At 65.0% G+C, this 25745-nt stretch carries 28 protein-coding genes; 26 read left to right on the plus strand and 2 right to left on the minus strand.

Annotated features, from left to right (window positions below; translation table 11 throughout):
* The first annotated feature begins 7 nt into the window (after positions 1-7).
* The 4 genes from yajC (at position 8) to AT700_RS05630 (ending at position 3931) form a co-directional block, all read left to right on the plus strand.
* Positions 8-346: a preprotein translocase subunit YajC gene (gene yajC, locus AT700_RS05615; protein WP_003092856.1), complete on the plus strand. Its 339-nt coding sequence runs from the start codon at positions 8-10 to the stop codon at positions 344-346.
* A gap of 59 nt (positions 347-405) precedes the next feature.
* Positions 406-2268, plus strand: coding sequence for a protein translocase subunit SecD (gene secD, locus AT700_RS05620; RefSeq protein WP_003110921.1), 1863 nt, complete (start codon positions 406-408; stop codon positions 2266-2268).
* 10 nt (positions 2269-2278) lie between these two features.
* A complete protein-coding gene (secF, locus tag AT700_RS05625) occupies positions 2279-3199 on the plus strand; it encodes a protein translocase subunit SecF (RefSeq protein ID WP_048520820.1) in 921 nt (306 codons plus the stop codon).
* A gap of 183 nt (positions 3200-3382) precedes the next feature.
* Positions 3383-3931 (plus strand): glycine zipper 2TM domain-containing protein, encoded by a 549-nt coding sequence (locus AT700_RS05630; protein ID WP_003092848.1) that lies wholly within the window; start codon positions 3383-3385, stop codon positions 3929-3931.
* A 104-nt stretch (positions 3932-4035) separates the two neighbouring features.
* Here AT700_RS05630 and suhB read toward each other — a convergent pair whose 3' ends face one another.
* Entirely contained in the window at positions 4036-4851 is an 816-nt protein-coding gene (gene suhB / locus AT700_RS05635) for an inositol-phosphate phosphatase (protein ID WP_003092845.1), read from the minus strand.
* A gap of 151 nt (positions 4852-5002) precedes the next feature.
* Between suhB and trmJ the strand changes: the two genes are divergently transcribed.
* The 22 genes from trmJ (at position 5003) to AT700_RS05745 (ending at position 24616) form a co-directional block, all read left to right on the plus strand.
* On the plus strand, positions 5003-5776 hold the full coding sequence (gene trmJ / locus AT700_RS05640; RefSeq protein ID WP_003092842.1) for a tRNA (cytosine(32)/uridine(32)-2'-O)-methyltransferase TrmJ: 774 nt from the start codon (positions 5003-5005) through the stop codon (positions 5774-5776).
* Positions 5776-6552, plus strand: a complete 777-nt coding sequence (cysE, locus tag AT700_RS05645) for a serine O-acetyltransferase (protein WP_003100615.1) — start codon at positions 5776-5778, stop codon at positions 6550-6552. Before trmJ ends, cysE begins: the two co-directional genes overlap by 1 nt.
* A gap of 144 nt (positions 6553-6696) precedes the next feature.
* Entirely contained in the window at positions 6697-7188 is a 492-nt protein-coding gene (gene iscR / locus AT700_RS05650) for a Fe-S cluster assembly transcriptional regulator IscR (RefSeq protein ID WP_003092836.1), read from the plus strand.
* 29 nt (positions 7189-7217) lie between these two features.
* Positions 7218-8432 (plus strand): IscS subfamily cysteine desulfurase, encoded by a 1215-nt coding sequence (locus AT700_RS05655; protein WP_003092832.1) that lies wholly within the window; start codon positions 7218-7220, stop codon positions 8430-8432.
* Between the two features lie 35 nt (positions 8433-8467).
* Complete coding sequence (gene iscU, locus AT700_RS05660) at positions 8468-8854, plus strand: Fe-S cluster assembly scaffold IscU (RefSeq protein WP_003092829.1); 387 nt, start codon at positions 8468-8470, stop codon at positions 8852-8854.
* 27 nt (positions 8855-8881) lie between these two features.
* Positions 8882-9205, plus strand: coding sequence for an iron-sulfur cluster assembly protein IscA (iscA, locus tag AT700_RS05665; RefSeq protein WP_003100617.1), 324 nt, complete (start codon positions 8882-8884; stop codon positions 9203-9205).
* A 7-nt stretch (positions 9206-9212) separates the two neighbouring features.
* On the plus strand, positions 9213-9734 hold the full coding sequence (gene hscB, locus AT700_RS05670) for a co-chaperone HscB (RefSeq protein ID WP_003092824.1): 522 nt from the start codon (positions 9213-9215) through the stop codon (positions 9732-9734).
* Between the two features lie 42 nt (positions 9735-9776).
* Entirely contained in the window at positions 9777-11636 is a 1860-nt protein-coding gene (hscA, locus tag AT700_RS05675) for a Fe-S protein assembly chaperone HscA (protein WP_045404262.1), read from the plus strand.
* 6 nt (positions 11637-11642) lie between these two features.
* Positions 11643-11981 (plus strand): ISC system 2Fe-2S type ferredoxin, encoded by a 339-nt coding sequence (fdx, locus tag AT700_RS05680; RefSeq protein ID WP_003092818.1) that lies wholly within the window; start codon positions 11643-11645, stop codon positions 11979-11981.
* A 26-nt stretch (positions 11982-12007) separates the two neighbouring features.
* Entirely contained in the window at positions 12008-12208 is a 201-nt protein-coding gene (iscX, locus tag AT700_RS05685) for a Fe-S cluster assembly protein IscX (RefSeq protein WP_003092814.1), read from the plus strand.
* A gap of 243 nt (positions 12209-12451) precedes the next feature.
* Positions 12452-12883 (plus strand): nucleoside-diphosphate kinase, encoded by a 432-nt coding sequence (gene ndk / locus AT700_RS05690; protein ID WP_003092811.1) that lies wholly within the window; start codon positions 12452-12454, stop codon positions 12881-12883.
* 24 nt (positions 12884-12907) lie between these two features.
* A complete protein-coding gene (gene rlmN, locus AT700_RS05695) occupies positions 12908-14047 on the plus strand; it encodes a 23S rRNA (adenine(2503)-C(2))-methyltransferase RlmN (RefSeq protein ID WP_003092809.1) in 1140 nt (379 codons plus the stop codon).
* A gap of 17 nt (positions 14048-14064) precedes the next feature.
* The gene (pilF, locus tag AT700_RS05700; protein ID WP_003092804.1) at positions 14065-14823 is read left to right on the plus strand and encodes a type 4a pilus biogenesis protein PilF; all 759 of its coding nucleotides are present in this window, start codon (positions 14065-14067) and stop codon (positions 14821-14823) included.
* The gene (locus tag AT700_RS05705) at positions 14820-15863 is read left to right on the plus strand and encodes a RodZ domain-containing protein (protein ID WP_004351484.1); all 1044 of its coding nucleotides are present in this window, start codon (positions 14820-14822) and stop codon (positions 15861-15863) included. The genes pilF and AT700_RS05705 overlap by 4 nt, the downstream gene beginning before the upstream one ends.
* Positions 15860-16975: a flavodoxin-dependent (E)-4-hydroxy-3-methylbut-2-enyl-diphosphate synthase gene (gene ispG / locus AT700_RS05710; protein ID WP_003092800.1), complete on the plus strand. Its 1116-nt coding sequence runs from the start codon at positions 15860-15862 to the stop codon at positions 16973-16975. Before AT700_RS05705 ends, ispG begins: the two co-directional genes overlap by 4 nt.
* 18 nt (positions 16976-16993) lie before the next feature.
* Positions 16994-18283, plus strand: a complete 1290-nt coding sequence (gene hisS, locus AT700_RS05715) for a histidine--tRNA ligase (RefSeq protein ID WP_003092797.1) — start codon at positions 16994-16996, stop codon at positions 18281-18283.
* 26 nt (positions 18284-18309) lie between these two features.
* A complete protein-coding gene (locus AT700_RS05720; protein WP_003106650.1) occupies positions 18310-18954 on the plus strand; it encodes a YfgM family protein in 645 nt (214 codons plus the stop codon).
* A gap of 1 nt (position 18955) precedes the next feature.
* The gene (bamB, locus tag AT700_RS05725; protein WP_003092789.1) at positions 18956-20098 is read left to right on the plus strand and encodes an outer membrane protein assembly factor BamB; all 1143 of its coding nucleotides are present in this window, start codon (positions 18956-18958) and stop codon (positions 20096-20098) included.
* A 77-nt stretch (positions 20099-20175) separates the two neighbouring features.
* A complete protein-coding gene (gene der / locus AT700_RS05730; RefSeq protein WP_003092786.1) occupies positions 20176-21657 on the plus strand; it encodes a ribosome biogenesis GTPase Der in 1482 nt (493 codons plus the stop codon).
* A 307-nt stretch (positions 21658-21964) separates the two neighbouring features.
* Positions 21965-23113 (plus strand): pyridoxal phosphate-dependent aminotransferase, encoded by a 1149-nt coding sequence (locus AT700_RS05735; protein WP_003106648.1) that lies wholly within the window; start codon positions 21965-21967, stop codon positions 23111-23113.
* Positions 23101-23895: an amidohydrolase gene (locus AT700_RS05740; protein ID WP_003106646.1), complete on the plus strand. Its 795-nt coding sequence runs from the start codon at positions 23101-23103 to the stop codon at positions 23893-23895. Before AT700_RS05735 ends, AT700_RS05740 begins: the two co-directional genes overlap by 13 nt.
* A gap of 133 nt (positions 23896-24028) precedes the next feature.
* On the plus strand, positions 24029-24616 hold the full coding sequence (locus AT700_RS05745; RefSeq protein ID WP_003113804.1) for a YidB family protein: 588 nt from the start codon (positions 24029-24031) through the stop codon (positions 24614-24616).
* A gap of 87 nt (positions 24617-24703) precedes the next feature.
* On the opposite strand, the gene AT700_RS05750 is transcribed toward AT700_RS05745, so the two are convergent.
* Positions 24704-25654, minus strand: coding sequence for an aldo/keto reductase (locus AT700_RS05750; protein ID WP_003107361.1), 951 nt, complete (start codon positions 25652-25654; stop codon positions 24704-24706).
* Positions 25655-25745 lie beyond the last annotated feature (91 nt).

The following is a 25745-nucleotide window of genomic DNA, read 5'->3' on the forward strand; positions in this document are numbered from 1 at the left end:
GTGCTACATGAGCTTTCTAATTCCCGCTGCCTACGCCGACGCAGCCGCTCCGGCAGCCGCTGGCCCGGCCGGCACCGGTTTCGAGTGGGTCTTCCTGGTTGGTTTCCTGGTCATCTTCTACCTGATGATCTGGCGTCCCCAGGCCAAGCGCGCCAAGGAACACAAGAACCTGCTGGGCAACCTGCAAAAAGGTGACGAAGTCGTCACTTCCGGCGGTATCGCCGGCAAGGTGACCAAGGTCGCCGACGATTTCGTCGTCGTCGAGGTCTCCGACAACGTCGAGCTGAAGTTCCAGAAGGCCGCGATTGCCGCGACCCTGCCGAAAGGCACCCTGAAAGCGATCTGATTTTCACCTAAACACATGACGGGGCGCGCAAGGCGCCCCGCGTCATAACGGGCGGTGTCATGCTCAACAAGTATCCTCTGTGGAAATATCTGCTGATCCTGGCGGTCCTCGCCGTCGGGTTCATCTATTCCGCACCCAACCTCTACCCGGACGACCCGGCGGTGCAGATCAGCGGCGCCAGCACGGCGCTGCAGGTCACCCAGGCCGACGTCGACCGCGCTGCCAAGGCGCTGACCGACGCCGGTATCGCGGTGAAGGCCAACAGCCTGTCGAAGAAGGGCGGCCTGATCCGCCTGGTCAAGCAGGACGACCAGCTTCCCGCCAAGGAAGTGGTGCGCCGGACCCTGGGCGACGACTACGTGGTGGCGCTGAACCTGGCCCAGACCACTCCCGAGTGGCTGCGCAAGCTGGGCGGCAGCCCAATGAAGCTCGGCCTGGACCTGTCCGGCGGCGTGCACTTCCTGCTGGAAGTGGACATGGACAAGGCGGTCGATGCCCGCCTGAAGGTCTATGAAAGCGAAGTGAAGAGCCTGCTGCGCAAGGAGCGCGTGCGCTACCGCAGCCTGCCGATCCAGGATCGCGCGATCCAGCTCGGCTTCACCGACAGCGAATCCCTGGACAAGGCGCGCAGCCTGATCGCCAAGGACTTCCGCGATTTCGAGGTCGTGCCCGAAGAGCGCAACGGCCTGCAGGTCCTGCGTGTCGCCCTGACCCAGGCCAAACTGGCGGAAATCCGCGAGTACTCCATCAAGCAGAACCTCACCACCGTCCGCAACCGGGTCAACGAGCTGGGCGTATCCGAGCCGCTGGTGCAGCGCCAGGGCGCCAATCGCATCGTGGTCGAGCTGCCGGGCGTGCAGGACACCGCGGAAGCCAAGCGAATCCTCGGCAAGACCGCCAACCTCGAATTCCGCCTGGCCGCCGAGCCGGACGCCCTGAAGTCCGCCACCGAGACCTTCGAGTTCCGCGAGCCGCGCCGTCCGCCGGTGCCGCTGGAGCGCGGGGTGATCATCACCGGCGACCAGGTCACCGACGCCAGCGCCAGTTTCGACGAGAACGGCCGCCCGCAGGTGAACATCCGCCTGGATGGCCACGGCGGCGAGCTGATGAACCGCGCCACCCGCAACAACGTCGGCCGCAGCATGGCGGTGGTGTTCATCGAGCAGAAGCCGGTGACCCGCTACACCAAGCAGATGGTCGATGGCGTCGAGAAGGAGGTCGCGGTTCCGGCGTTCAAGGAAGAGAAGCAGATCATCAGTCTGGCGACCATCCAGTCGCCGCTGGGCAACCAGTTCCGCATCACCGGCCTCGATGGCCCGGGCGAGTCCTCCGAACTGGCCCTGCTGCTGCGTGCCGGCGGCCTGGCTGCACCGATGTACTTCGCCGAAGAACGCACCATCGGCCCGAGCCTGGGGGCGGACAACATCGCCAAGGGTGTCGATGCGTCGCTCTGGGGCATGCTCTTCGTATCGCTGTTCATCATCGTCATCTACCGTTTCTTCGGCGTGATCGCCACCGTTGCGCTGGCCTTCAACATGGTCATGCTGGTAGCGCTGATGTCGATCCTCGGCGCGACCCTGACCCTGCCGGGCATCGCCGGTATCGTGCTGACCATGGGCATGGCGGTGGACGCCAACGTGCTGATCTTCTCGCGGATACGCGAGGAGCTGGCCAATGGCATGTCGGTCCAGAGGGCGATCCACGAAGGCTTCAACCGTGCCTTCACCGCGATCCTCGACGCCAACCTGACCTCGCTGCTGGTCGGCGGCATCCTCTACGCCATGGGCACCGGCCCGGTGAAAGGATTTGCCGTGACCATGTCGCTCGGCATCATCACCTCGATGTTCACGGCCATCATGGTCACCCGCGCAATGGTCAACCTGATCTTCGGCGGGCGTGACTTCAAGAAGCTGTGGATCTAAGGGGACTGAGATGAATATCAAGATCGGTACCATCAACTTCATGGGCATCCGCAACATCGCGTTTGCCGTCACCCTGATCCTGACCGTCATCGCCCTGGGCAGCTGGTTCACCAAGGGCATCAACTTCGGCCTCGACTTCACCGGCGGTACGCTGATCGAGCTGACCTACGAACAACCGGCCGATCTCGGCAAGGTGCGTGGTCAACTGGTCGGCGCCGGCTACGAGGACGCCGTGGTGCAGAGCTTCGGCGACGCCCGCGACGTGCTGGTGCGGATGCCCAGCGAGGACCCGGAACTGGGCAAGAAGGTCGCTACCGCCTTGCAGCAGGCCGATGCCGGCAACCCGGCGAACCTGAAGCGGGTCGAGTACGTCGGCCCGCAGGTGGGTGAAGAACTGCGCGACCAGGGCGGCCTCGGCATGCTCCTGGCGCTGGGCGGCATCCTGCTGTACGTCGGCTTCCGCTTCCAGTGGAAGTTCGCCCTCGGTGCGATCCTCTCGCTGGTGCACGATGCGATCATCGTGATGGGCGTGCTGTCGTTCTTCCAGGTGACCTTCGACCTGACCGTCCTCGCCGCTGTGCTGGCGGTGGTCGGTTACTCGCTGAACGACACCATCGTGATCTTCGACCGGGTGCGCGAGAACTTCCGCGTGCTGCGCAAGGCCGATCTGGTCGAGAACCTGAACATCTCCACCAGCCAGACCCTGTTGCGTACCATCGCCACCTCGGTTTCCACGCTGCTGGCCATCGCCGCGCTGCTGTTCTTCGGCGGCGACAATCTGTTCGGTTTCTCCATCGCCCTGTTCGTCGGTGTAATGGCGGGTACCTACTCGTCGATCTACATCGCCAACGTGGTATTGATCTGGCTGAACCTGACCAGCGAGGACCTGATCCCGCCGCAGGCCAAGGACACCGTCGACGATCGCCCCTGAGGCGCTCTGGTTCGGCACTCCGGCGCCTGCCGGTCACTCGAGGACTCCCGCTTTTGGCGGGAGTTTTCGTATCTGCGCCAACGAAACGTTTGTCGGGAGCCTGGAACTTGGTGGTTTTTGCCCAGTCCTAGGCAAGGCAAAGGGCGAACATAGCCCGCATTGGATGAAAGCCAGGAGGTACATGTGAACAAGTCGATGCTCGTCGGGGCCGTTCTGGGTGCCGTAGGCGTGACCGCAGGTGGCGCGGTAGCCACCTATAGCCTGGTGGATCGCGGTCCCGACTACGCCGAGGTCGTCGCTGTCCAGCCGGTCAAGGAAACCATCAAGACGCCGCGCCAGGTCTGCAAGGACGTGGCCGTGACCCGCCAGCGTCCGGTCAAGGACCAGCACCAGATCGCCGGTACCGCCATCGGTGCGGTGGTCGGCGGCTTGCTGGGCAACCAGATCGGCGGCGGTACCGGCAAGAAGATCGCCACCGTGGCCGGCGCCGTCGGCGGCGGCTACGCCGGCAACAAGGTGCAGGAAGGCATGCAGGAGCGTGACACCTACACCACCACCGAAACCCGCTGCAGCACCGTGCACGACAGCAGCGAGAAGGTCGTCGGCTATGACGTGAAGTACATGCTCGACGGCAAGGCCGGGCAGATCCGCATGGAGCGCGATCCGGGCAGCCAGATCCCGGTCGACAAGAATGGCCGGCTGATCCTCAGCCAGGGCGAAACGCTGCGCTGAGCCTGACTGTCGCAATGATGCACAAGGGCGCCCGCGGGCGCCCTTGTGCATTTTCATGGAGATGAAAAACCCGGCGCCAGGCCGGGTTCTTCGTCAGCGGCGGATCAGCGCTTCAGCGACGGCGGCAGGTGCGGCTGGATGGTGGTCAGCAGTGCCTTGAAGCATTTGGTGTTGCCGGCGACGATGTGACCCTTCTCGAGGAATTCGTGGCTGCCGGTGAAGTCGCTCACCAGGCCGCCGGCTTCCTGTACCAGCAGGGCGCCTGCCGCCATGTCCCATTCGGACAGGCCGAATTCCCAGAAGGCGTCGTAGCGTCCGGCGGCGACGTAGGCCAGGTCCAGACTGGCGGCGCCGGCGCGGCGGATGCCGGCGGTCTGGCCGACCAGGCTGCGGAACATGTTCAGGTAGTTGTCGAGATTGTCGATCTGGTTGTCGCGGAACGGGAACCCGGTGCCGAGCAGGGCGCCTTCCAGGCTCTTGCGGCCGCTGACGCGCAGGCGGCGACCGTTGAGGGCGGCGCCGCGACCGCGGCTGGCGGTGAATTCTTCCTGGCGTACCGGGTCGAGGACCACGGCGTGCTCCAGGCGGCCCTTGTACTTGCAGGCGATGCTCACGGCGAAGTGCGGTACGCCATGGATGAAGTTGGTGGTGCCGTCCAGCGGATCGATCACCCAGAGGTAATCGGCACCCTCGCCGCTGCCTTCGATGAAGCCGCCTTCCTCGCCCATGATCGCGTGAGTCGGATAGGCCTTGCGCAGCGCGGCGACGATGGTCTGCTCGGCGGCGCGATCGACTTCGGTCACGTAGTCCTTGGCATCCTTCTCGTTGACCGAGATGACATCCAGGCGTTCGATGGAGCGGAAAATCAGTTCACCGGCGCTGCGAGCGGCGCGCAGGGCGATATTCAGCATAGGCTGCATGGAGAGGTCACCTGGGTCGTTAAAGAAAGCCGGCCATTCTAGCAGAAACCGATGGCGTTTGAAGGGCGACCTGTCGGCCGCATGGTATAAAGCTGACCTCTGCTGTAGGATTTCACACCCTTCAGTAACTTGGCGTTGGAGAGCATCGGCGTTGCTCGACCGTATTCGTGTGGTGTTGGTCAACACCAGTCATCCCGGCAACATCGGCGGGGCGGCCCGTGCCATGAAGAACATGGGCCTGTCGCAACTGGTGCTGGTGCAGCCGGAAAGCTTTCCCCACGGCGACGCGGTGGCGCGGGCTTCCGGCGCCACCGACATCCTCGACGCCGCAAGGGTGGTGGACACCCTGGAAGAGGCCCTGAGCGGCTGCAGCGTGGTGCTCGGCACCAGCGCCCGCGACCGGCGGATTCCCTGGCCGCTGCTGGATCCGCGCGAGTGCGCGACGACCTGCCTGGAGCACCTGGAGGCGAATGGCGAGGTGGCCCTGGTATTCGGGCGCGAATATGCGGGTTTGACCAACGAAGAATTGCAGCGCTGCCAGTTCCATGTGCATATCCCCTCCGATCCCGAGTTCGGCTCGCTGAACCTGGCGGCCGCGGTCCAGGTGCTCACCTACGAGGTGCGCATGGCGTGGCTGGCGGCCCAGGGCAAGCCGACCAAGATGGAAAAGTTCGAGTCCACCTCGATGCTCAACACCGAGCTGGTGACGGCCGACGAGCTGGAACTCTATTACGCGCATCTGGAGAGGACGCTGATCGATATCGGCTTCCTCGATCCGGAGAAGCCGCGCCACCTGATGTCGCGGTTGCGGCGCCTGTATGGGCGCAGCGCGATCAGCAAGCTGGAAATGAATATCCTGCGCGGGATCCTGACCGAAACCCAGAAGGTGGCCCGAGGCCTGTCCTACAAGCGGAGTGACGACTGATGTTCGAACGTGTGCGTGAAGATATCCAAAGCGTATTCCACCGTGATCCGGCGGCTCGCAACGCACTCGAGGTCCTCACCTGTTATCCGGGCCTGCACGCCGTCTGGCTGCATCGGCTGGCCCACGGCTTGTGGACGTCCGGCTGGAAGTGGCTGGCGCGCCTGGTGTCCAATTTCGGCCGCTGGATGACCGGCATCGAGATCCACCCGGGGGCCAGGATCGGCCGGCGCTTCTTCATCGACCACGGCATGGGCATCGTCATCGGCGAAACCGCCGAGATCGGCGACGACGTCACCCTCTATCAGGGCGTTACCCTGGGCGGCACCACCTGGAACAAGGGCAAGCGCCACCCCACCCTCGGCAACAACGTAGTGGTCGGTGCCGGTGCCAAGGTGCTCGGCCCGTTCACCGTCGGCGAGGGCGCCAAGGTCGGCTCCAACGCCGTGGTGACCAAGGAAGTCCCGCCGGGTGCCACCGTGGTCGGCATTCCCGGGCGGATCATCATGCGCGAGGACTCCGAGCAGCAGGCCAAGCGCCAGGCGATGGCGGAGAAGCTCGGCTTCGATGCCTATGGGGTCAGCCAGGACATGCCGGACCCGGTGGCGCGTGCCATTGGTCAGTTGCTCGATCACCTGCAGGCCGTCGACGGCCGGCTCGAGGGCATGTGCCAGGCGCTCACCGCCCTGGGTAGCGACTACTGCGCGAAGGACCTGCCGGTGTTGCGCGAGGAAGATTTCGCCGGAGTCAAGGACGAGGACGGCAATCCGGCCGCGTAATGCGCGGCCGGCGGCTTTCTGCTAGCATGTAGCGCCCTGAATTTGCCTAATCCTGAGTAATTTGATCGGTCTTATAGTTGACCTAATTACTCGGATAAGAGCATAATCCGCGTCAACCCCGAATGATCCCGATGGGAAAAGCCCATGCGTCTGACCACCAAAGGCCGCTACGCCGTAACCGCCATGCTCGACCTGGCGCTGCATGCTCAGCAAGGTCCGGTCTCGCTGGCCGATATCTCCGAACGCCAAGGCATTTCCCTGTCCTATCTCGAACAGCTGTTCGCCAAGTTGCGCCGTGGCAACCTGGTGACCAGCGTGCGCGGCCCGGGCGGCGGCTACCAGCTGTCCCGCCATATGTCGGGCATCCATGTGGCGCAGGTGATCGACGCGGTCAACGAATCCGTCGACGCGACCCGCTGCCAAGGGCAGGGCGATTGCCACTCCGGCGATACCTGTCTGACCCACCACCTGTGGTGCGACCTCAGTTTGCAGATCCATGAGTTCCTCAGCGGCATCAGCCTGGCCGATCTGGTCAGCCGCCAGGAGGTCCAGGAGGTCGCGCTGCGCCAGGACGAACGCCGTTGCTCAGGCAAGACGCCTCGTCTCGACAAGATTGAAGCGTCCGCCATCGACTGAGCAGGGCGCCAGCCTGTAGGAGTTACCTGATGAAATTGCCGATCTACCTCGATTACTCCGCGACCACTCCCGTCGATCCCCGCGTCGCCCAGAAAATGAGCGAATGCCTGCTGATGGACGGCAACTTCGGCAACCCGGCTTCGCGTTCCCACGTGTTCGGCTGGAAAGCCGAAGAAGCCGTGGAGAACGCCCGTCGCCAGGTGGCCGAGCTGGTCAACGCCGATCCCCGCGAGATCGTCTGGACCTCCGGCGCCACCGAGTCCGACAACCTGGCGATCAAGGGCGTCGCGCACTTCTACTCGGGCAAGGGCAAGCACATCATCACCTCGAAGATCGAGCACAAGGCGGTCCTCGACACCTGTCGCCAGCTGGAGCGCGAAGGTTTCGAAGTGACCTACCTGGAGCCGGGCGAAGATGGCCTGATCACTCCGGCTCTGGTCGAGGCGGCGCTGCGTGACGACACCATCCTGGTCTCGGTCATGCACGTGAACAACGAGATCGGCACCGTCAACGACATCGCCGCCATCGGCGAGCTGACCCGCTCCCGCGGCGTGCTGTTCCACGTCGACGCCGCACAGTCGACCGGCAAGGTCGAGATCGACCTGGACAAGCTCAAGGTCGACCTGATGTCCTTCTCCGCGCACAAGACCTACGGCCCGAAAGGCATTGGCGCGCTCTACGTCCGGCGCAAGCCGCGCGTCCGCATCGAGGGTCAGATGCACGGTGGCGGCCATGAGCGCGGCATGCGTTCCGGCACCCTGGCCACCCACCAGATCGTCGGCATGGGCGAGGCGTTCCGCATCGCCAAGGAAGAAATGGCCCAGGAGAACGCCCGCGTGCTGGCGCTCCGCGACCGCTTCTTCGCGCAGATCGACGGCCTGGAAGAGCTCTACATCAACGGCAGCATGACCTCCCGCGTCCCGCACAACCTCAACGTCAGCTTCAACTACGTCGAGGGCGAGTCGCTGATCATGGCGCTCAAGGACCTCGCGGTCTCCTCCGGTTCGGCCTGTACCTCGGCGTCCCTGGAACCGTCCTACGTATTGCGCGCCCTGGGCCGCAACGACGAACTGGCGCATAGCTCCATCCGCTTCACCTTCGGTCGCTTCACCACCGAGGAAGAGATCGACTATGCCGCGAAGAAGGTGGTCGAGGCCGTTTCCAAGCTGCGCGAACTGTCGCCGCTGTGGGATATGTACAAAGAGGGCGTCGACCTGTCCCAGGTCGAATGGCAGGCGCACTGAGCGCCTCGTGCCCCGGAAAAACGTGAGGATTAGCCATGGCATATAGCGAAAAGGTCATCGACCACTACGAAAACCCGCGCAACGTCGGCAAGCTCGACGCTGCCGATCCCAACGTCGGCACCGGCATGGTCGGCGCGCCGGCCTGCGGCGACGTGATGCGCCTGCAGATCAAGGTCAACGAGCAGGGCGTGATCGAAGACGCCAAGTTCAAGACCTACGGTTGCGGTTCCGCGATCGCCTCCAGCTCCCTCGCCACCGAGTGGATGAAGGGCAAGACCCTGGACGAGGCGGAAACCATCAAGAACACCACCATCGCCGAAGAGCTGGCCCTGCCGCCGGTGAAGATCCACTGCTCCGTTCTCGCCGAAGACGCCATCAAGGCCGCCGTTCGCGACTACAAGCAGAAGAAGGGTTTGCTCTAAGCCGCTCGTGACGAGTAAGGAGTTGCAATGGCCATCAGCATGACCGAAGCCGCCGCCAAACACGTGCAGCGCTCCCTTGAGGGGCGCGGCAAGGGCGAGGGTATCCGTCTTGGCGTGCGCACCACTGGCTGTTCCGGGCTTGCCTATGTCCTCGAATTCGTCGATGAACTGGCGGCCGAGGACCTGGTCTTCGAGAGCCATGGCGTGAAGGTCATCATCGACCCGAAAAGCCTGGTCTATCTCGATGGCACCGAGCTGGACTTCACTCGCGAAGGGCTCAACGAAGGCTTCAAGTTCAACAATCCCAACGTTCGTGGCGAATGCGGCTGCGGCGAAAGCTTCAACGTCTGAGGCCAGCGTGGGTAAACCCTGTCATTTCGCCCAGTTCGACCTGCAACCGGCTTTCCTGGTCGATCTCGACGAGCTCGGCCAGCGCTATCGCGAGTTGGTGCGCAGCGTCCATCCCGACCGTTTCGCCGACGCTCCCGAGCGCGAGCAGCGTCTCGCCCTGGAACGCGCGGCGCAACTGAACGAGGCCTACCAGACCCTGAAGAGCGCTCCGCGCCGGGCCCTGTACCTGTTGACCCTGAGTGGTCACGAGTTGCCCTTGGAGGCTACGGTGCAGGATCCGGAGTTTCTCCTGCAGCAGATGCAGCTGCGCGAGGAACTGGAGGAGTTGCAGGACAGCGCCGACCTGGCCGGCGTGGCGACCTTCAAGCGTCGGCTCAAGGCCGCCCAGGCCGAGCTGGAGCGCGAGTTCGCCGCGTGCTGGGACGATGCGCAGCGCCGCGAAGAAGCCGAACGCCTGGTCCGTCGCATGCAGTTCCTCGACAAGCTCGCGCAGGAAGTGCGCCAGCTGGAAGAGCGACTCGACGATTAATCCCTGCGGCCCCCGGGTCGCACCCCATAGTTAAGACAGAGCATGGCCCTACTGCAGATCGCCGAGCCCGGTCAGAGTCCCAAGCCCCATGAACGTCGCCTGGCGGTTGGGATCGACCTGGGTACCACCAATTCGCTGGTCGCCGCGGTGCGTAGCGGCGTCGCCGAGCCCTTGCCGGATGCGCAGGGGCGCCTGATCCTGCCTTCCGCGGTGCGTTATCACGCCGAGCGGGCGGAAGTGGGTGAGAGCGCCCGCGCGGCCGCCGCGAAGGATCCCTTCAATACCATCATTTCGGTCAAGCGTCTGATGGGACGCGGCCTGGAGGACGTCAAGCAACTGGGCGAGCAATTGCCCTACCGCTTCCGCCAGGGCGAGTCGCACATGCCCTTCATCGAGACCGTACAGGGGCTGAAGAGTCCTGTGGAAGTCTCGGCGGACATCCTGCGTGAGCTGCGCCAGCGCGCCGAAACCACCCTCGGTGGCGAGCTGGTGGGTGCGGTGATCACCGTGCCGGCCTATTTCGACGACGCCCAGCGCCAGGCTACCAAGGATGCCGCGCGCCTGGCCGGACTGAACGTCCTGCGCCTGCTCAATGAGCCGACCGCCGCCGCCGTGGCCTACGGCCTGGACAAGGGCGCGGAAGGCCTGGTGGCCATCTATGACCTGGGTGGCGGAACCTTCGACATTTCCATCCTGCGCCTGACCCGCGGTGTCTTCGAAGTCCTGGCCACCGGCGGCGATACGGCCCTGGGCGGCGACGACTTCGACCATGCCATCGCTGGCTGGGTGATCGAGCAGGCTGGCCTTTCTGCCGATCTGGACCCGGGCAGCCAGCGGCAGTTGCTGCAAATCGCCTGTGCGGCCAAGGAGCGTCTTACCGACGAGGCGTCGGTCCGGGTCGCCTACGGCGACTGGAGCGGCGAGCTGAGCCGGGCGACGCTCGACGAGTTGATCGAGCCGTTCGTCGCTCGCAGCCTGAAGTCCTGTCGCCGAGCGGTGCGCGACTCCGGTGTCGATCTGGAAGAAATCCGCTCGGTGGTGATGGTCGGTGGCTCGACCCGCGTGCCCCGTGTGCGCACGGCGGTTGGCGAGTTGTTCGGCTGCGAGCCGCTGACCGATATCGATCCGGACCAGGTGGTCGCCATCGGCGCGGCCATCCAGGCCGATGCTCTGGCCGGCAACAAGCGCGGCGAGGAATTGCTGCTGCTGGACGTCATTCCGCTGTCGCTCGGCCTGGAAACCATGGGCGGGCTGATGGAGAAGGTGATTCCGCGCAATACCACCATCCCGGTGGCGCGCGCCCAGGAGTTCACCACCTACAAGGACGGCCAGACGGCCATGATGATCCACGTGCTGCAGGGCGAGCGCGAGCTGGTGAAGGATTGTCGTTCGCTGGCGCGCTTCGAGCTGCGCGGCATTCCGCCGATGGTGGCGGGTGCGGCGAAAATCCGGGTGACCTTCCAGGTCGACGCCGACGGCTTGCTCGGCGTGTCCGCACGCGAACTGAGTTCCGGCGTCGAGGCCAGCATCCAGGTCAAGCCGTCCTATGGGCTGACCGATGGCGAGATCGCGCGGATGCTCAAGGACTCCTTCGACTACGCCGGCGACGACAAGGCTGCCCGCGCCCTGCGCGAACAGCAGGTCGAGGCGCAGCGGCTGCTGGAGGCCGTGCAGTCGGCGCTGGACGTCGACGGCGAGCGGCTCCTGGACGAAGAGGAGCGCCTGGCCATCGCGGTGCAGATGGACACCTTGCGTGAACTGGCCGGTGGTAGCGACACCGCGGCCATCGAGAACCAGATCAAGCGCCTGTCCCAGGTGACCGACGCTTTCGCCGCACGGCGGATGGACGCGACCGTCAAGGCCGCGCTCTCCGGCCGCCGGCTCAACGAAATCGAGGAATAAGCGAAGATGCCGCAGATCGTGATTCTGCCCCATGCCGACCACTGCCCCGAGGGGGCGGTATTCGAGGCGAAGCCCGGCGAAACCATCCTGGATGCCGCGTTGCGCAATGGCATCGAGATCGAGCATGCCTGTGAGAAATCCTGCGCCTGCACGACCTGCCACGTAATCGTCCGCGAAGGCCTCGACTCCATGGAGCCGTCCGACGAACTCGAAGACGACATGCTGGACAAGGCCTGGGGCCTGGAGCCCGATTCGCGGCTATCCTGCCAGGCAGTGGTGGCCGACGAAGACCTGGTGGTCGAGATTCCCAAGTACACCATCAACCAGGTGTCGGAAGGCCACTGAGCCCGGCGGTAGTAGAGGAGCGTGCAATGAGCCTGAAATGGACCGATGTGCTGGAAATCGCCATCCAGCTCGACGAAAGCAAGCCGGAGGTCGATCCGCGATACGTCAACTTCGTCGATCTGCGGCGCTGGGTGGTGGAACTTCCAGAGTTCTCCGACGATCCTCAGCGTAGCGGGGAGAAAGTCCTGGAGGCCATCCAGGCCGCCTGGATCGAGGAACGGGACTAGCCATAGGCCCGCCCTACGCATTTGCCGGGAACCCGCGTATAATTCGCGGGTTTTATTTTAGGTAAGGCCTGAAATCGCCCGCGGGCGCATTCCAGGCTAGGCGCGCCGGGCCCGATGCCAGGCGCAGCCACGCTGATTCCGGCCCTTTCGGGCCGTTTTCGTCAGCGTCCTGAACGAATCACGGCGTCCCGCCCCGCTGGCGGGGCCGCCCATGCTAGACAACCTTGTTTCGGAGTTTTACCAATGGCACTGCAACGCACCCTGTCCATCATCAAGCCGGACGCCGTTTCCAAGAACGTGATCGGCGAAATCCTGACCCGCTTCGAGAAAGCCGGCCTGCGCGTCGTCGCCGCTAAAATGGTTCAGCTGTCCGAGCGTGAAGCCGGTGGCTTCTATGCCGAGCACAAAGAGCGTCCGTTCTTCAAGGACCTGGTTTCCTTCATGACTTCCGGTCCGGTTGTAGTCCAGGTCCTGGAAGGCGAGGACGCCATCGCCAAGAACCGCGAGCTGATGGGCGCCACCGATCCGAAGAAAGCCGACGCCGGTACCATCCGCGCCGACTTCGCCGTCTCCATCGACGAGAACGCCGTCCACGGTTCCGATTCCGAAGCTTCCGCCGCTCGCGAGATCGCCTATTTCTTCGCGGCTACCGAAGTCTGCGAGCGCATTCGCTGATCGAGCGTGGGTGAGGGTGAAACCATGACAACGACCACCGCCGGCAAGGTGAATCTGCTGGGCCTGACCCAGCCGCAGCTGGAACAGTTCTTCGAGTCCATCGGCGAGAAGCGTTTCCGGGCCGGCCAGGTCATGAAGTGGATTCACCACTTTGGCGTCGACGATTTCGACGCCATGACCAACGTCGGCAAGGCCTTGCGCGAAAAGCTCAAGGCCTCAGCCGAGATACGCGGTCCCGAGATCGTCAGCCAGGATATTTCCGCCGACGGCACCCGCAAGTGGGTGGTCCGGGTGGCGTCCGGCAGTTGCGTCGAGACCGTGTACATCCCCCAGGGCGGACGCGGCACCCTGTGCGTGTCCTCCCAGGCGGGCTGCGCCCTGGATTGCAGTTTCTGCTCCACCGGCAAGCAGGGTTTCAACAGCGACCTCACCGCCGCCGAGGTGATCGGCCAGGTGTGGATCGCCAACAAGTCGTTCGGTACCGTTCCGGCCAAGATCGACCGCGCCATCACCAATGTCGTGATGATGGGCATGGGCGAGCCGCTGCTGAACTTCGACAACGTGGTCGCCGCCATGAACATCATGATGGACGACCTCGGCTACGGTATTTCCAAGCGCAAGGTGACCCTGTCCACCTCCGGCGTGGTGCCGATGATCGACAAGCTCGGCGAGGTGATCGACGTGTCCCTGGCCCTGTCGCTGCACGCACCGAACGACGAGTTGCGCAACAAGCTGGTGCCGATCAACAAGAAATATCCGCTGGGCATGCTGCTGGATGCCTGCCGCCGGTATATTTCCCGGCTCGGCGAGAAGCGCGTGCTGACCGTCGAATACACCCTGCTCAAGGATGTCAACGATCAGCCCGAGCATGCTGAGCAGATGATCGCATTGCTGAAAGACACGCCTTGCAAGATCAACCTGATTCCGTTTAATCCATTCCCGCACTCCGGCTACGAGCGCCCGAGCAACAATGCCATCCGGCGTTTCCAGGACATGTTGCACAAGGGCGGCTTCAACGTGACCGTGCGTACCACCCGCGGCGACGACATCGACGCGGCCTGTGGCCAACTGGTTGGTCAGGTCATGGATCGCACCCGCCGGAGCGAACGTTATATTGCCGTGCGCCAACTGGCCGAGTCCGAGTCGGCGGCGAATCGAAATTGAGTGAGAGGAGGGTTCCGATGACTGTACGCGCCGCGCTGGTGTTCCTGTTGGCAGTTGGGCTGACAGGCTGCGTGACGAGCGGAGATCAGAATCCCCTGAAAACCGACAAGGGCCGTGACGAGGCGCGCGACGCCTATATCCAGCTTGGCCTCGGCTATCTCCAGCGGGGGAACACCGAGCAGGCCAAGGTGCCGCTGCGCAAGGCCCTCGAGATCGACCCTTCCAGCGCCGACGCGCACGCCGCGCTGGCGGTGGTGTTCCAGACCGAGATGGAGCCCAAGCTGGCCGACGAGGAGTACCGCAAGGCGCTCGCCAGCGATAGCCGCAATGCCCGGGTACTGAACAACTACGGCGGTTTCCTCTACGAGCAGAAGCGCTACGAGGAGGCCTACCAGCGTCTCCTGGAGGCCAGCCAGGACACCCTCTATCCCGAGCGCTCGCGGGTCTTCGAGAACCTCGGCCTGGTTTCGCTGCAAATGAAGAAACCGGCCCAGGCCAAGGAGTACTTCGAGAAATCCCTGCGTCTGAACCGTAACCAGCCCAGCGTCGCGCTGGAGATGGCCGACCTGCTCTACAAGGAGCGCGAGTACGTGCCGGCTCGCCAGTACTATGATCTCTTTGCCCAGGGCGGCGGGCAGAACGCCCGCAGTCTGTTGCTGGGCATTCGTCTCGCGAAGGTCTTCGAAGACCGCGACACGGCCGCCAGCTATGGCCTGCAGTTGAAACGCCTGTACCCAGGCTCTCCCGAATATCAGGAATTCCAGGCGGAAAAATGATGAAAGCGCCGCAGCCCGAAGTCGTAGCCACCGCTTCCCGTCAGAACCCCGGGGAAACCCTGCGCCAGGCGCGCGAGCAGAAGGGCCTGTCGCTGTCGCAGGTGGCCGGGCAACTGAACCTGACCGAGAATTCGCTGCGTCAGCTGGAAAACGGCGCGTTCGACAAGCTGCCGGGACACACCTTCTCGCGCGGTTACATCCGCGCCTACGCCAAGCTCATGGGCCTCGACCAGGCCGAGCTGGTCAACAGCTTCGACCATTTCACCGGCACCAATGCCAGCGGCAGCACCGTACAGAGCCTGGGACGGGTCGCCGAGCCGGTGCGCCTGTCGCGCAACGTGCTGCGTATCGTCAGCCTGTTGCTGCTCGCCCTGCTGATCGGCTTCGGCTACTTCTGGTGGCAGGAGCATTCCGCGCGCACGCCGGAAACCGCCGGTCTGAGCCTTGAGCATGTCGAAGTGGAAAGCGCCGACGGCACCACCGAGATCCATACCCTGGACGAGCCTGAAGACCAGGCGGTGATCGAAGCGCAGAAGGAAGGCGAGCAAGCGCCCGCCGAGGTTTCTCCGGAAGTCGCTGCCCAGGCCGAGGGAGCGCCGCCGGTGGCGAGCGAGGGCGCGCAGGTTCCCGCCGCTCCGGCCCAGGGCACCCCCGCCGCACCCCAGCAGCCCGTTACCGCCGCGCCTGCCGGCACGGCTCCCGCTCCCGGTACTGCTCCAGCCGTTCCAGCGACGGCCAGTCCGGCCGCCCCGCCAGCGCCGAGCGAACCTACCGCCGCGCCCGTGGTGGCCGGCGAGGGCCAGGGGGTGGTCAAGGTACAGTTCGTCGCCGATTGCTGGACCCAGGTCACCGACGCCAACGGCAAGGTCCTGGTCAGCGCGCTGAAGCGCAAGGGCGACAGCCTGGAACTGGCCGGCAAGGCCCCGCTGGAGCTGCGCCTCGGTTTCGCTCGCGGCGCCCAGGTCAGCTACAACGGCCAGCCGGTGGACGTGACCCCCTTCGTCCGCGGCGAAACGGCCCGTCTGAAGGTAGGACAATGAGCATTCATAGCGCTTCTCCGATCATTCGCCGCAAGTCTCGGAAAATCTGGGTCGGCAACGTCCCGGTGGGCGGCGACGCGCCGATCGCCGTGCAGAGCATGACCAACACCGAGACCTGCGACGTCGCTGCCACCGTCGCGCAGATCCGCCGCCTGGAAGATGCCGGCGCGGACATCGTGCGGGTTTCCGTCCCCGACATGGACGCCGCCGAGGCATTCGGCAAGATCAAGCAGCAGGTCAACGTGCCGCTGGTCGCCGACATCCACTTCGACTATCGCATCGCCCTGCGCGTCGCCGAGCTGGGAGTGGACTGCCTGCGCATCAATCCGGGCAACATCGGTCGCGAGGACCGGGTCAAGGCCGTGGTCGATGCCGCGCGCGAGCGCAACATCCCGATCCGTATCGGCGTCAATGCCGGTTCGCTGGAAAAGGACCTGCAGAAGAAATACGGCGAACCGACCCCGGAAGCCCTGCTCGAATCGGCCATGCGCCACGTCGATCATCTCGACAAGCTGGACTTCCAGAACTTCAAGGTCAGCGTCAAGGCCTCCGACGTCTTCATGGCCGTCGCCGCCTATCGCCTGCTGGCCAGGCAGATCGAGCAGCCCCTGCACCTGGGCATCACCGAGGCCGGCGGCCTGCGCTCCGGCACGGTGAAGTCGGCGGTGGGGCTGGGCATGCTCCTGGCCGAGGGAATCGGCGACACCATCCGGATTTCCCTGGCTGCCGATCCGGTCGAGGAGATCAAGGTCGGTTTCGACATCCTCAAGTCCCTGCACCTGCGCTCCCGTGGCATCAACTTCATCGCCTGCCCGAGCTGTTCGCGGCAGAACTTCGACGTGGTGAAGACCATGAACGAGCTGGAAGGGCGCCTGGAGGACCTGCTGGTACCGATGGACGTGGCCGTGATCGGTTGCGTCGTCAACGGTCCGGGCGAAGCCAAGGAGGCCCATGTCGGCCTCACCGGCGGCACTCCGAACCTGGTGTATATCGACGGCAAGCCGTCGCAGAAACTGACCAACGACAACCTGGTGGACGAGCTGGAACGGCTGATCCGCCAGAAGGCGGCCGAGAAGGCCGAAGCCGATGCGAGCCTGATCGCCCGCGGCTGACCCGTTTAAGGACCCTACGTGAGCAAGTCCCTGCAAGCCATTCGTGGCATGAACGACATCCTGCCGGAGCAGACTCCGGCCTGGCGCTATCTGGAACGCACCTTCGCCGGCCTGCTGGACGGCTACGGCTACAGCGAGATCCGCCTGCCCATCCTCGAGTTCACCGAACTCTTCGCCCGCGGCATCGGCGAAGGCACCGACGTGGTCGACAAGGAGATGTACACCTTCCTCGACCGCAACGGCGAATCCCTGACCATGCGTCCGGAAGGTACCGCCGGTTGCGTGCGCGCCGTGCTGGAGCACGGCCTGAGCGGCGGTGGTCAAGTGCAGAAGCTCTGGTACACCGGGCCGATGTTCCGTTACGAGAAACCGCAGAAAGGTCGCTACCGGCAGTTCCACCAGATCGGCGTGGAAGTCTTCAACCTGCCCGGTCCGGACATCGACGCCGAGTTGATCATCCTCACCTGGCGCCTGTGGCAGAAGCTCGGCATGGCCGACGCGGTGACCCTGCAGCTCAACACCCTCGGTTCCAGCGAGGCCCGCGCACGCTATCGCGAGGCCCTGGTGGCCTATCTGCAGGAGCGCTTCGAGCAACTCGACGAAGACAGCCAGCGGCGCATGACCACCAATCCGCTGCGAATCCTCGACAGCAAGGTGGAGAGCACCCAGGCGTTGCTGGTTGGCGCGCCGACCCTGCACGACTATCTCGACGAAGAATCGATCGCCCACTTCGAGGGTCTCAAGGCCCGCCTGGATGCTGTCGGACTGCGCTACGAAATCAACCAGAAGTTGGTGCGCGGCCTGGACTATTACTGCCGCACGGCTTTCGAGTGGGTCACCGACAAGCTTGGCGCCCAGGGCACCGTTTGCGGCGGTGGCCGCTACGACGGGCTGGTCAGCCAGTTCGGCGGCAAGCCGACCCCGGGTGTCGGTTTCGCCATGGGCGTGGAACGCCTGGTGCTGCTGCTGGAAACCTTGGGGGTGATCCCCGCCGAACTGAACCGTCCGGCCGACCTCTACGTCTGCGCCTTCGGCGAACCGGCCGAGCTGGCCGCCCTGACCCTGGCCGAACAGTTGCGCAGCGCCATTCCCGGCATACGCCTGCTGGTCAACGCCGGCGCCGGTAGCTTCAAGAGCCAGTTCAAGAAGGCCGACAAGAGCGGCGCGCGCTTTGCCCTGATCCTCGGGGAGGACGAGGTGGCCAATCGCGTGGTAGGTTTCAAGCCCCTGCGTGACGAGGGCGAGCAACAAAGCATTGCCTGGGATGCTCTGCCCGAGCACCTGGCAGCCTGTCTGGCACAGGCTTGAGAACATAAAGAATAGGAGTGATTGGGGTGACATCGCGTACCGAAGACGAAGACCTGGCGCAGATCAAGGACTGGTGGCAGCGCAACGGCAAGCCCCTGGTCACCGGCGGCATCCTCGCGCTGGCAGTGGTATTCGGCTGGCAGGCCTGGCAGAAGTACCAGACCAACCAGGCGCAGGGCGCCTCGATCGTCTACCAGCAACTGATCGAAACCGCGCTGAATCCGGCCGGCCAGCCGGATCCGGCGAAGGTGGCGGAGCTGGCTGGCAAGCTGAAGAGCGAGTTCGGCGGCACCCATTATGCCCAGTACGGCAGCCTGTTCGTGGCCAAGGTCGCGGTCGACAGCGGCAAGCTGGATGACGCCGTTGCCGAGCTGAAGGCGGTCATGGACAAGCCGGCCGACGCCACCCTCGGCGAACTGGCGCGGCAGCGCCTGGCCCGGGTCCTGGCGGCCCAGGGCAAGGTCGAGGAAGGCCTGAAACTGCTCGATGGCGATGCCGACAAGGCCTACGTCTCGACCCGCGAGGAGCTCAGGGGCGACCTGCTGGTGCAGCTCAAGCGCACCGACGAGGCGCGCGCGGCCTACGAGAAAGCCAAGCAGTCGCTGCCCGAAGACGGTGCCGGCGATGCCCTGCAGATCAAGCTCGACGACCTGTCCAAGGGAGAGGCCTGAGATGGTGCAATGGAAACACGCGGCGCTGCTCGCCCTGGCCCTGGCGGTCGTGGGTTGCAGCAGCAACAGCAAGAAGGAACTCCCGCCCGCCGAACTGACCGACTTCAAAGAGGAAGTCGTGTTGAGCAAGCAGTGGAGCCGCTCGGTCGGTGATGGCCAGGGTGACCTGTACAACCTGCTCGAACCGGCCGTCGATGGTTCCACCATCTACGCCGCGTCCGCCGAAGGGCGGGTGATGGCGATCCAGCGCGAGACCGGCGACGTGCTCTGGAAGAAGGACCTGGAACGTCCGGTTTCCGGCGGTGTCGGCGTTGGCTACGGCCTGGTGCTGGTGGGTACCCTGCGCGGTGACGTGATCGCCCTCGACGAAGCCACCGGCAAGAAGAAGTGGACCAAGCGAGTCAACAGCGAAGTGCTGTCGGCGCCGGCCACCAATGGCGACGTGGTGGTGGTGCAGACCCAGGACGACAAGCTGATCGGCCTCGATGCGGCCAGCGGCGACCAGCGCTGGATCTACGAAAGCACCGTGCCGGTGCTGACCCTGCGCGGCACCGGCGCGCCGCTGATTGCCGGCAACATGGCCCTGGCTGGCCTGGCCAGCGGCAAGGTAGTGGCGGTCGACGTACAGCGCGGCCTGCCGATCTGGGAGCAGCGGGTAGCGATTCCCCAGGGGCGTTCCGAACTGGATCGCGTGGTGGACATCGACGGCGGCCTCCTGCTGTCCGGCGACACCCTCTACGTGGTCAGCTACCAGGGCCGTGCCGCGGCGCTGGACGTGAACAGCGGCCGCCTGCTCTGGCAGCGCGAAGCGTCGAGCTACGTCGGCGTCGCCGAAGGCTTCGGCAATATCTACGTCAGCCAGGCCAGCGGTTCGGTGGAAGGCCTGGACTCGCGCGGCGCTTCTTCGCTGTGGAACAACGACGCCCTGGCGCGTCGCCAACTGTCGGCTCCGGCGGTGTTCTCCAGCAACGTGGTGGTCGGCGACCTGGAAGGCTACGTGCACCTGCTGAGCCAGGTGGACGGTCGCTTCGTCGGTCGCGAGCGGGTCGACAGCGATGGCGTGCGGGTTCGTCCGCTGGTGGTCGGGAGCTGGATGTACGTGTTCGGCAACGGTGGCAAGCTCGTCGCCTACACCATCCGCTAGACTGGGTTTCAAGTGTCCGGCCGCTGCCGTCCGACGTCAGCGGCCTTTGTGTTTTCTGAATTCTCGTGGAGAGCCGCATGGTTCCCGTTATTGCCCTGGTGGGTCGCCCGAACGTCGGCAAGTCCACTCTGTTCAACCGCCTGACCAAGTCGCGCGACGCCATCGTGGCGGAGTACGCAGGCCTGACCCGCGATCGCCAGTACGGCGAGGCGCGCTGGCAGGGCCGCACCTATATCGTCATCGATACCGGAGGCATCTCCGGCGATGAGGAAGGCATCGATGCGAAAATGGCCGAGCAATCGTTGCAGGCCATCGAGGAGGCGGATGCCGTCCTGTTCCTGGTCGATTCGCGCGCCGGCATGACCGCCGCCGACCAGATGATCGCCGAGCACCTGCGCAAGCGGAACAAGCGCAGCTTCCTGATCGCCAACAAGGTCGACACCATCGATCCCGATCTCGCTCGCGCCGAGTTCAGCCCGCTGGGCCTGGGCGATGCGCTGCCGATCGCCGCCGCCCACGGTCGCGGCATCAACCATATGCTGCAGGAAGCCCTGGGGATCTTCCCCAAGGACAACGCGGAGGAAGAGGGCGAGGGCGAGCCGGCGAGCGAAGAGGTCGCCGAAGGCGAGGAACCGACCCGGATTCCCGGTCCCAGCGAGAAGGACGGGATCAAGATTGCCATCATCGGCCGGCCCAACGTGGGCAAGTCGACCCTGGTCAACCGCATGCTCGGCGAAGAGCGGGTGATCGTCTACGACCAGGCCGGCACCACCCGCGACAGCATCTACATCCCGTTCGAGCGCAACGAGGAGAAGTACACCCTGATCGACACCGCTGGCGTGCGGCGTCGCGGCAAGATCTTCGAGGCGGTGGAAAAGTTCTCGGTGGTGAAGACCCTCCAGGCGATCCAGGACGCCAACGTGGTGATCTTCGTCATGGACGCCCGCGAAGGGGTGGTCGAGCACGACCTCAACCTGCTCGGCTTCGTCCTCGAGACCGGCCGTGCCCTGGTCATCGCCCTGAACAAGTGGGATGGCATGGAGGCGGCCGAGCGTGACTACGTGAAGACCGAACTGGAGCGGCGCCTGCTGTTCGTCGACTTCGCCGACATCCATTTCATTTCGGCCCTGCATGGCACCGGCGTCGGCCATCTCTACAAGTCGGTCCAGGAGTCCTTCCGTTCGGCGGTGACCCGCTGGCCGACCAGCCGCCTGACCAGCATCCTCGAGGACGCCGTGCAGGTGCACCAGCCGCCGATGGTCAACGGTCGCCGGATCAAGCTGCGCTACGCCCACCTGGGCGGCGCCAATCCGCCGCTGATCGTGATCCACGGCAACCAGGTGGACGCGGTGCCGAAGGCCTATACCCGCTACCTGGAGAAGACCTACCGGCGGGTATTGAAGCTGGTCGGTACGCCGATCCGCATCGAGTACAAGGGCGGCGAGAACCCCTACGAGGGCAAGAAGAACTCGCTCACCGCGCGCCAGGTCAACAAGAAGCGCCGGCTGATGTCGCACCACAAGAAAGCCGAGAAGAAGAAGAAGGACAAGCGCCGCTGAGGGTGGCGTTTCCTTCGTCGAAAGGCCCGGCAGGGATCCCTGTCGGGCCTTTTTCATTGGCCGCGGCTGTAGCCCGCGGGACGAACCAGGCCGCCGGCGTTGACCGCCGATTCCCTGTCGTGGCGACGAATGATCGCGAGGTGGTTATTCGTCCTGCGCCATCGCCTGGCGCATATTCCCCTCTGACCTGAAGCGGTCACGGTTTTTTCTAAGGCGTGCCCCTGCAGCGTCGCTCCCGGATCGGCTATCCTGCCCTGCCACCCGTCTGGCCGGGCTGTCGTCCGGCGAGTCTCTGCAGGAAGTCCCGATGATTCAGAGCAAGCTGCCGAATGTCGGCACCACCATCTTCACCCGCATGTCGCAACTGGCCGCCGAGTGTGGCGCGATCAACCTCTCCCAGGGCTTTCCCGATTTCGACGGCCCGCCGGAGTTGCGCGAGGCGGTAGGCAGGCATATCGCCGCCGGGCACAACCAGTACGCGCCGATGACCGGCTTGCCGGCCCTGCGCGAGCAGGTGGCGAAGAAGATCGAGCAGTTCTATGGACGCCGGGTGAGCGCCGACAGCGAGGTGACCATCACGCCGGGGGCGACCGAGGCGATCTTCAGCGCGATCCAGGCGCTGGTCCATCCGGGCGACGAAGTGGTGGTACTCGACCCGTCCTACGACAGCTACGAACCCTCCGTGCAACTCGCCGGCGGGCGTTGCGTGCACGTGCCGCTGGCGCTGCCGGACTTCTCCATCGACTGGCAGCGCATGGCCGAGGCCATCGGGCCGCGTACCCGGCTGGTCATCATCAATACCCCGCACAACCCCAGCGGCGCGCTGATCAGCCGCGAGGAACTGGACCGCCTGGCCGCGCTGATCCGCGACCGGGATATCTATCTGATCAGCGACGAGGTCTACGAGCACCTGGTGTTCGACGGTGTCGCTCATACCAGCGTGCTGTCCCACGACGAGTTGTATCCGCGTTCCTTCGTGGTCAGTTCGTTCGGCAAGACCTACCACGTCACCGGCTGGAAGACCGGCTACGTGGTCGCGCCGCCGGCGCTCAGCGCGGAGCTGCGCAAGGTTCACCAGTACGTCAACTTCTGTGGCGTCACGCCGCTGCAATGGGCATTGGCGGACTACATGGCCGGCCATCCGGAGCACTTGCGGCAATTGCCCGGCTTCTACCAGGCCAAGCGCGACCTGTTCTGCGACCTGCTGCTGGACTCTCGCTTCCGTTTTACCCGTGCGCCGGGCACCTACTTCCAGTGCGTGGACTATTCGGCCATCCGTCCGGACCTGGACGACGTGGCCATGGCCGAGTGGCTGACCCGCGAACACGGAGTGGCGGCGATCCCGGTTTCGGTGTTTTATGAAAAGGCTCCGGACGCCATGCGGCTGGTCCGGTTCTGTTACGCCAAACGCGAGGAGACGCTGCGTCAGGCAGCGGAAAAGCTATGCGCGATCTGACGGTTCTGCCGGACCTGGACATCGCCCTGGTCCAATCCTCCCTGGTCTGGCACGACGCCCAGGCCAACCGCGAGCATTTCGCCGCCCTGCTGGAGAGCGCCGCCGGTGCCGACCTGGTGGTCCTCCCGGAGATGTTCACCACGGGTTTCAGCATGGCTTCGGCCGAGCAGGCCGAGCCCGAACTGGGGCCGACCCATGCCTGGCTGCTGGAGCAGGCCCGGCGCCTTGGCGCGGTGGTCACCGGCAGCCTGATCGTCCAGCTCGCCGACGGCAGCCATCGCAACCGCCTGCTCTGGGCGCGTCCGGACGGCGAGATGCTGCACTACGACAAGCGCCATCTGTTCCGCATGGCCGGCGAACACGAGCACTACAGTCCCGGCGAACGCCAGGAACTGTTCGAACTCAAGGGCTGGCGGGTGCGCCCGCTGATCTGCTACGACCTGCGTTTCCCGGTGTGGAGCCGCGACCCGCACGACACCGACCTGTTGCTCTACACCGCCAACTGGCCCGCGCCTCGTCGACAGCACTGGAACCGCCTGCTGCCGGCGCGGGCGATCGAGAACCTTTGCTACGTGGTGGCGGTGAACCGTATCGGCGAAGACGGCAACGCCTTGCGCTACGCTGGGGATAGCCAGGTCCTGGACTTCCAGGGCGACAGCCTGTTCAACGCGGCGGACGCCGACGGCGTGTTCCGCGTCCGGCTGGACGCGGCGGCACTGGCGGCCTATCGCCAGCGTTTCCCGGCCTACATGGACGCGGATCGCTTCGAAATCCATCCTTGAGTGCCGGAACGTCCGCTTCCGGTCGATGTCCGAGGCCATGACCCGGCGCTGCGCATGATGGCGCAGTGCCGGGAATGGAGTTACCCGTATCCCGCGGCGCCGCGCCGTGGGCATCAGATCAGGAGGAAGACCAATGGGACTGCTCGATTCGATTCTCGGTTCGGCGCTGGGTGGCTCTGAAGGACAGGGAGGTGCTCGCGATCCGAAAGTGGCCCTGTTGATCGGGCTGGTGACCATGCTGATGTCGCGCCAGGGCGGTGCGGCACAGGGCGGTGGCGATGGCGGTGGTCTGCTCGGTTCGCTGGGCAGCATCCTTGGTGGTGCCGGCGGCGGGGCCGCGAGCGGCGGGCTGGGTGGCGTCCTCGGCGATCTGCTCGGTGGCGCCGCGGGCGGTGCCGGGCAGGCGGCGCCGGGCGTGGAGGCCGGCTCACTGGGCGGACTCGGCGGGTTGTTCCAGATGCTCCAGAACGCAGGCCTGGGCGATGCCCTGAATTCCTGGATCGGCGGTGGGCCGAACCAGTCGGTGTCGGCGGCGGACATTTCCCGGGTCTTCGGCGACGGTCAATTGCAGCAACTGGCGGACTCCGCCGGAGTCAGCCAGGGCGAGGCGGCCGAACACCTGAGCAGCCTGCTGCCGGAACTGGTCAACAAGCTGACGCCGGACGGCCAGGCGCCGCAGGGCGACCTGGACATCGGTTCGCTGCTGGCGCGCTTCAGCTAAGGCTTTCCCGTCGATGCGGAGCGGATAGCCGCGATACGGTTATCCGCTCCACTCAACGGGGCGAGGCCGCCCTCGACGGCAGGTCGGTCAATAGGCGCTGGCGCTGTCCAGGCGGTGGATCGCCTGTTCGTCGAGCTTCAGGTGGGTGGCGGCGATCAGGTCGTCGAGCTGTTCCAGGCTGGTGGCGCTGGCGATCGGCGCGGTCACCGTCGGACGAGCGATGAGCCAGGCCAGGGCGACCTGGGTCGGGTTGGCGTTGTACTGCTCGGCCACTTCGTCGAGCGCCGCGAGGATGGCCACGCCGCGCTCGTTGAGATAACCCTTCACCTTCTCTCCCCGGGCTCGCCCGGCGGTGTCGGCCTGGTTGCGGTACTTGCCGCTGAGGAAGCCGCTGGCCAGCGAGTAGTAGCTGATCACCCCGATACCGAGTTCTTCCACCGTCGGCTCCAGGTTGGTCTCGTAGTCGGCGCGATCGTACAGGTTGTATTCGGGTTGCAGGCTCTGGTAGCTCGGCAGGTTAAGCCGGGCGCTGACCTGGCGTGCTTCGAGGAGGCGCCGGGCGTCGTAGTTGGAGGCGCCGATGACCCGTACCTTGCCTTTCTTGATCAGTTCGCCATAGGTGGAAAGGGTTTCCTCCAGGTCGGTGTGGGGATCGTCGGTGTGCGACTGGTAGAGGTCCAGGTAGTCGGTCTGCAGGCGTCGTAGCGAGCGCTCCAGGGCCTGCTCGATATAGGCGGCGGAGAGACCTTTGTGGCCATTGCCCATGTCCATCCCGACCTTGCTGGCGATCACCATGCGGTCGCGTTTGCCGGTGCGTTTCAGCCACTTGCCGATGAGGGTTTCCGACTCGCCGCCCTGGTGCCCGGGAACCCAGCGCGAATAGACGTCGGCGGTGTCGATGCAGTTCAGGCCGGCGTCGAGCAGGGCGTCCAGCAGCCTGAAGGAGGTGCTTTCGTCGGCAGTCCAGCCGAAGACGTTGCCGCCGAATACCAGTGCCGGTATCTCCAGGCCGGAGTTGCCGAGTTTGCGTGTGGTCATGCGTCATCCCTCCTGAGTGCGGTCCTGTGTGGGCGCTTTCGTTCGCACGTCTTGCTGTGACTCCCGGCGGGTGCGGAATGTTCAGCCGGCG

Origin of the sequence: Pseudomonas aeruginosa (assembly GCF_001457615.1) — a bacterium.
In the GTDB taxonomy this organism is placed as follows: domain Bacteria; phylum Pseudomonadota; class Gammaproteobacteria; order Pseudomonadales; family Pseudomonadaceae; genus Pseudomonas; species Pseudomonas aeruginosa.

Coding starts and splice junctions, on each gene's coding strand:
- yajC (WP_003092856.1), top strand. CDS start 8: ATGAGCTTTCTAATTCCCGCTGCCTACGCCGACGCAGCCGCTCCGGCA.
- secD (WP_003110921.1), top strand. CDS start 406: ATGCTCAACAAGTATCCTCTGTGGAAATATCTGCTGATCCTGGCGGTC.
- secF (WP_048520820.1), top strand. CDS start 2,279: ATGAATATCAAGATCGGTACCATCAACTTCATGGGCATCCGCAACATC.
- suhB (WP_003092845.1), bottom strand. CDS start 4,851: ATGCAGCCTATGCTGAATATCGCCCTGCGCGCCGCTCGCAGCGCCGGT.
- cysE (WP_003100615.1), top strand. CDS start 5,776: ATGTTCGAACGTGTGCGTGAAGATATCCAAAGCGTATTCCACCGTGAT.
- iscR (WP_003092836.1), top strand. CDS start 6,697: ATGCGTCTGACCACCAAAGGCCGCTACGCCGTAACCGCCATGCTCGAC.
- AT700_RS05655 (WP_003092832.1), top strand. CDS start 7,218: ATGAAATTGCCGATCTACCTCGATTACTCCGCGACCACTCCCGTCGAT.
- iscU (WP_003092829.1), top strand. CDS start 8,468: ATGGCATATAGCGAAAAGGTCATCGACCACTACGAAAACCCGCGCAAC.
- iscA (WP_003100617.1), top strand. CDS start 8,882: ATGGCCATCAGCATGACCGAAGCCGCCGCCAAACACGTGCAGCGCTCC.
- hscA (WP_045404262.1), top strand. CDS start 9,777: ATGGCCCTACTGCAGATCGCCGAGCCCGGTCAGAGTCCCAAGCCCCAT.
- fdx (WP_003092818.1), top strand. CDS start 11,643: ATGCCGCAGATCGTGATTCTGCCCCATGCCGACCACTGCCCCGAGGGG.
- iscX (WP_003092814.1), top strand. CDS start 12,008: ATGAGCCTGAAATGGACCGATGTGCTGGAAATCGCCATCCAGCTCGAC.
- ndk (WP_003092811.1), top strand. CDS start 12,452: ATGGCACTGCAACGCACCCTGTCCATCATCAAGCCGGACGCCGTTTCC.
- rlmN (WP_003092809.1), top strand. CDS start 12,908: ATGACAACGACCACCGCCGGCAAGGTGAATCTGCTGGGCCTGACCCAG.
- pilF (WP_003092804.1), top strand. CDS start 14,065: ATGACTGTACGCGCCGCGCTGGTGTTCCTGTTGGCAGTTGGGCTGACA.
- AT700_RS05705 (WP_004351484.1), top strand. CDS start 14,820: ATGATGAAAGCGCCGCAGCCCGAAGTCGTAGCCACCGCTTCCCGTCAG.
- ispG (WP_003092800.1), top strand. CDS start 15,860: ATGAGCATTCATAGCGCTTCTCCGATCATTCGCCGCAAGTCTCGGAAA.
- bamB (WP_003092789.1), top strand. CDS start 18,956: ATGGTGCAATGGAAACACGCGGCGCTGCTCGCCCTGGCCCTGGCGGTC.
- der (WP_003092786.1), top strand. CDS start 20,176: ATGGTTCCCGTTATTGCCCTGGTGGGTCGCCCGAACGTCGGCAAGTCC.
- AT700_RS05735 (WP_003106648.1), top strand. CDS start 21,965: ATGATTCAGAGCAAGCTGCCGAATGTCGGCACCACCATCTTCACCCGC.
- AT700_RS05740 (WP_003106646.1), top strand. CDS start 23,101: ATGCGCGATCTGACGGTTCTGCCGGACCTGGACATCGCCCTGGTCCAA.
- AT700_RS05745 (WP_003113804.1), top strand. CDS start 24,029: ATGGGACTGCTCGATTCGATTCTCGGTTCGGCGCTGGGTGGCTCTGAA.
- AT700_RS05750 (WP_003107361.1), bottom strand. CDS start 25,654: ATGACCACACGCAAACTCGGCAACTCCGGCCTGGAGATACCGGCACTG.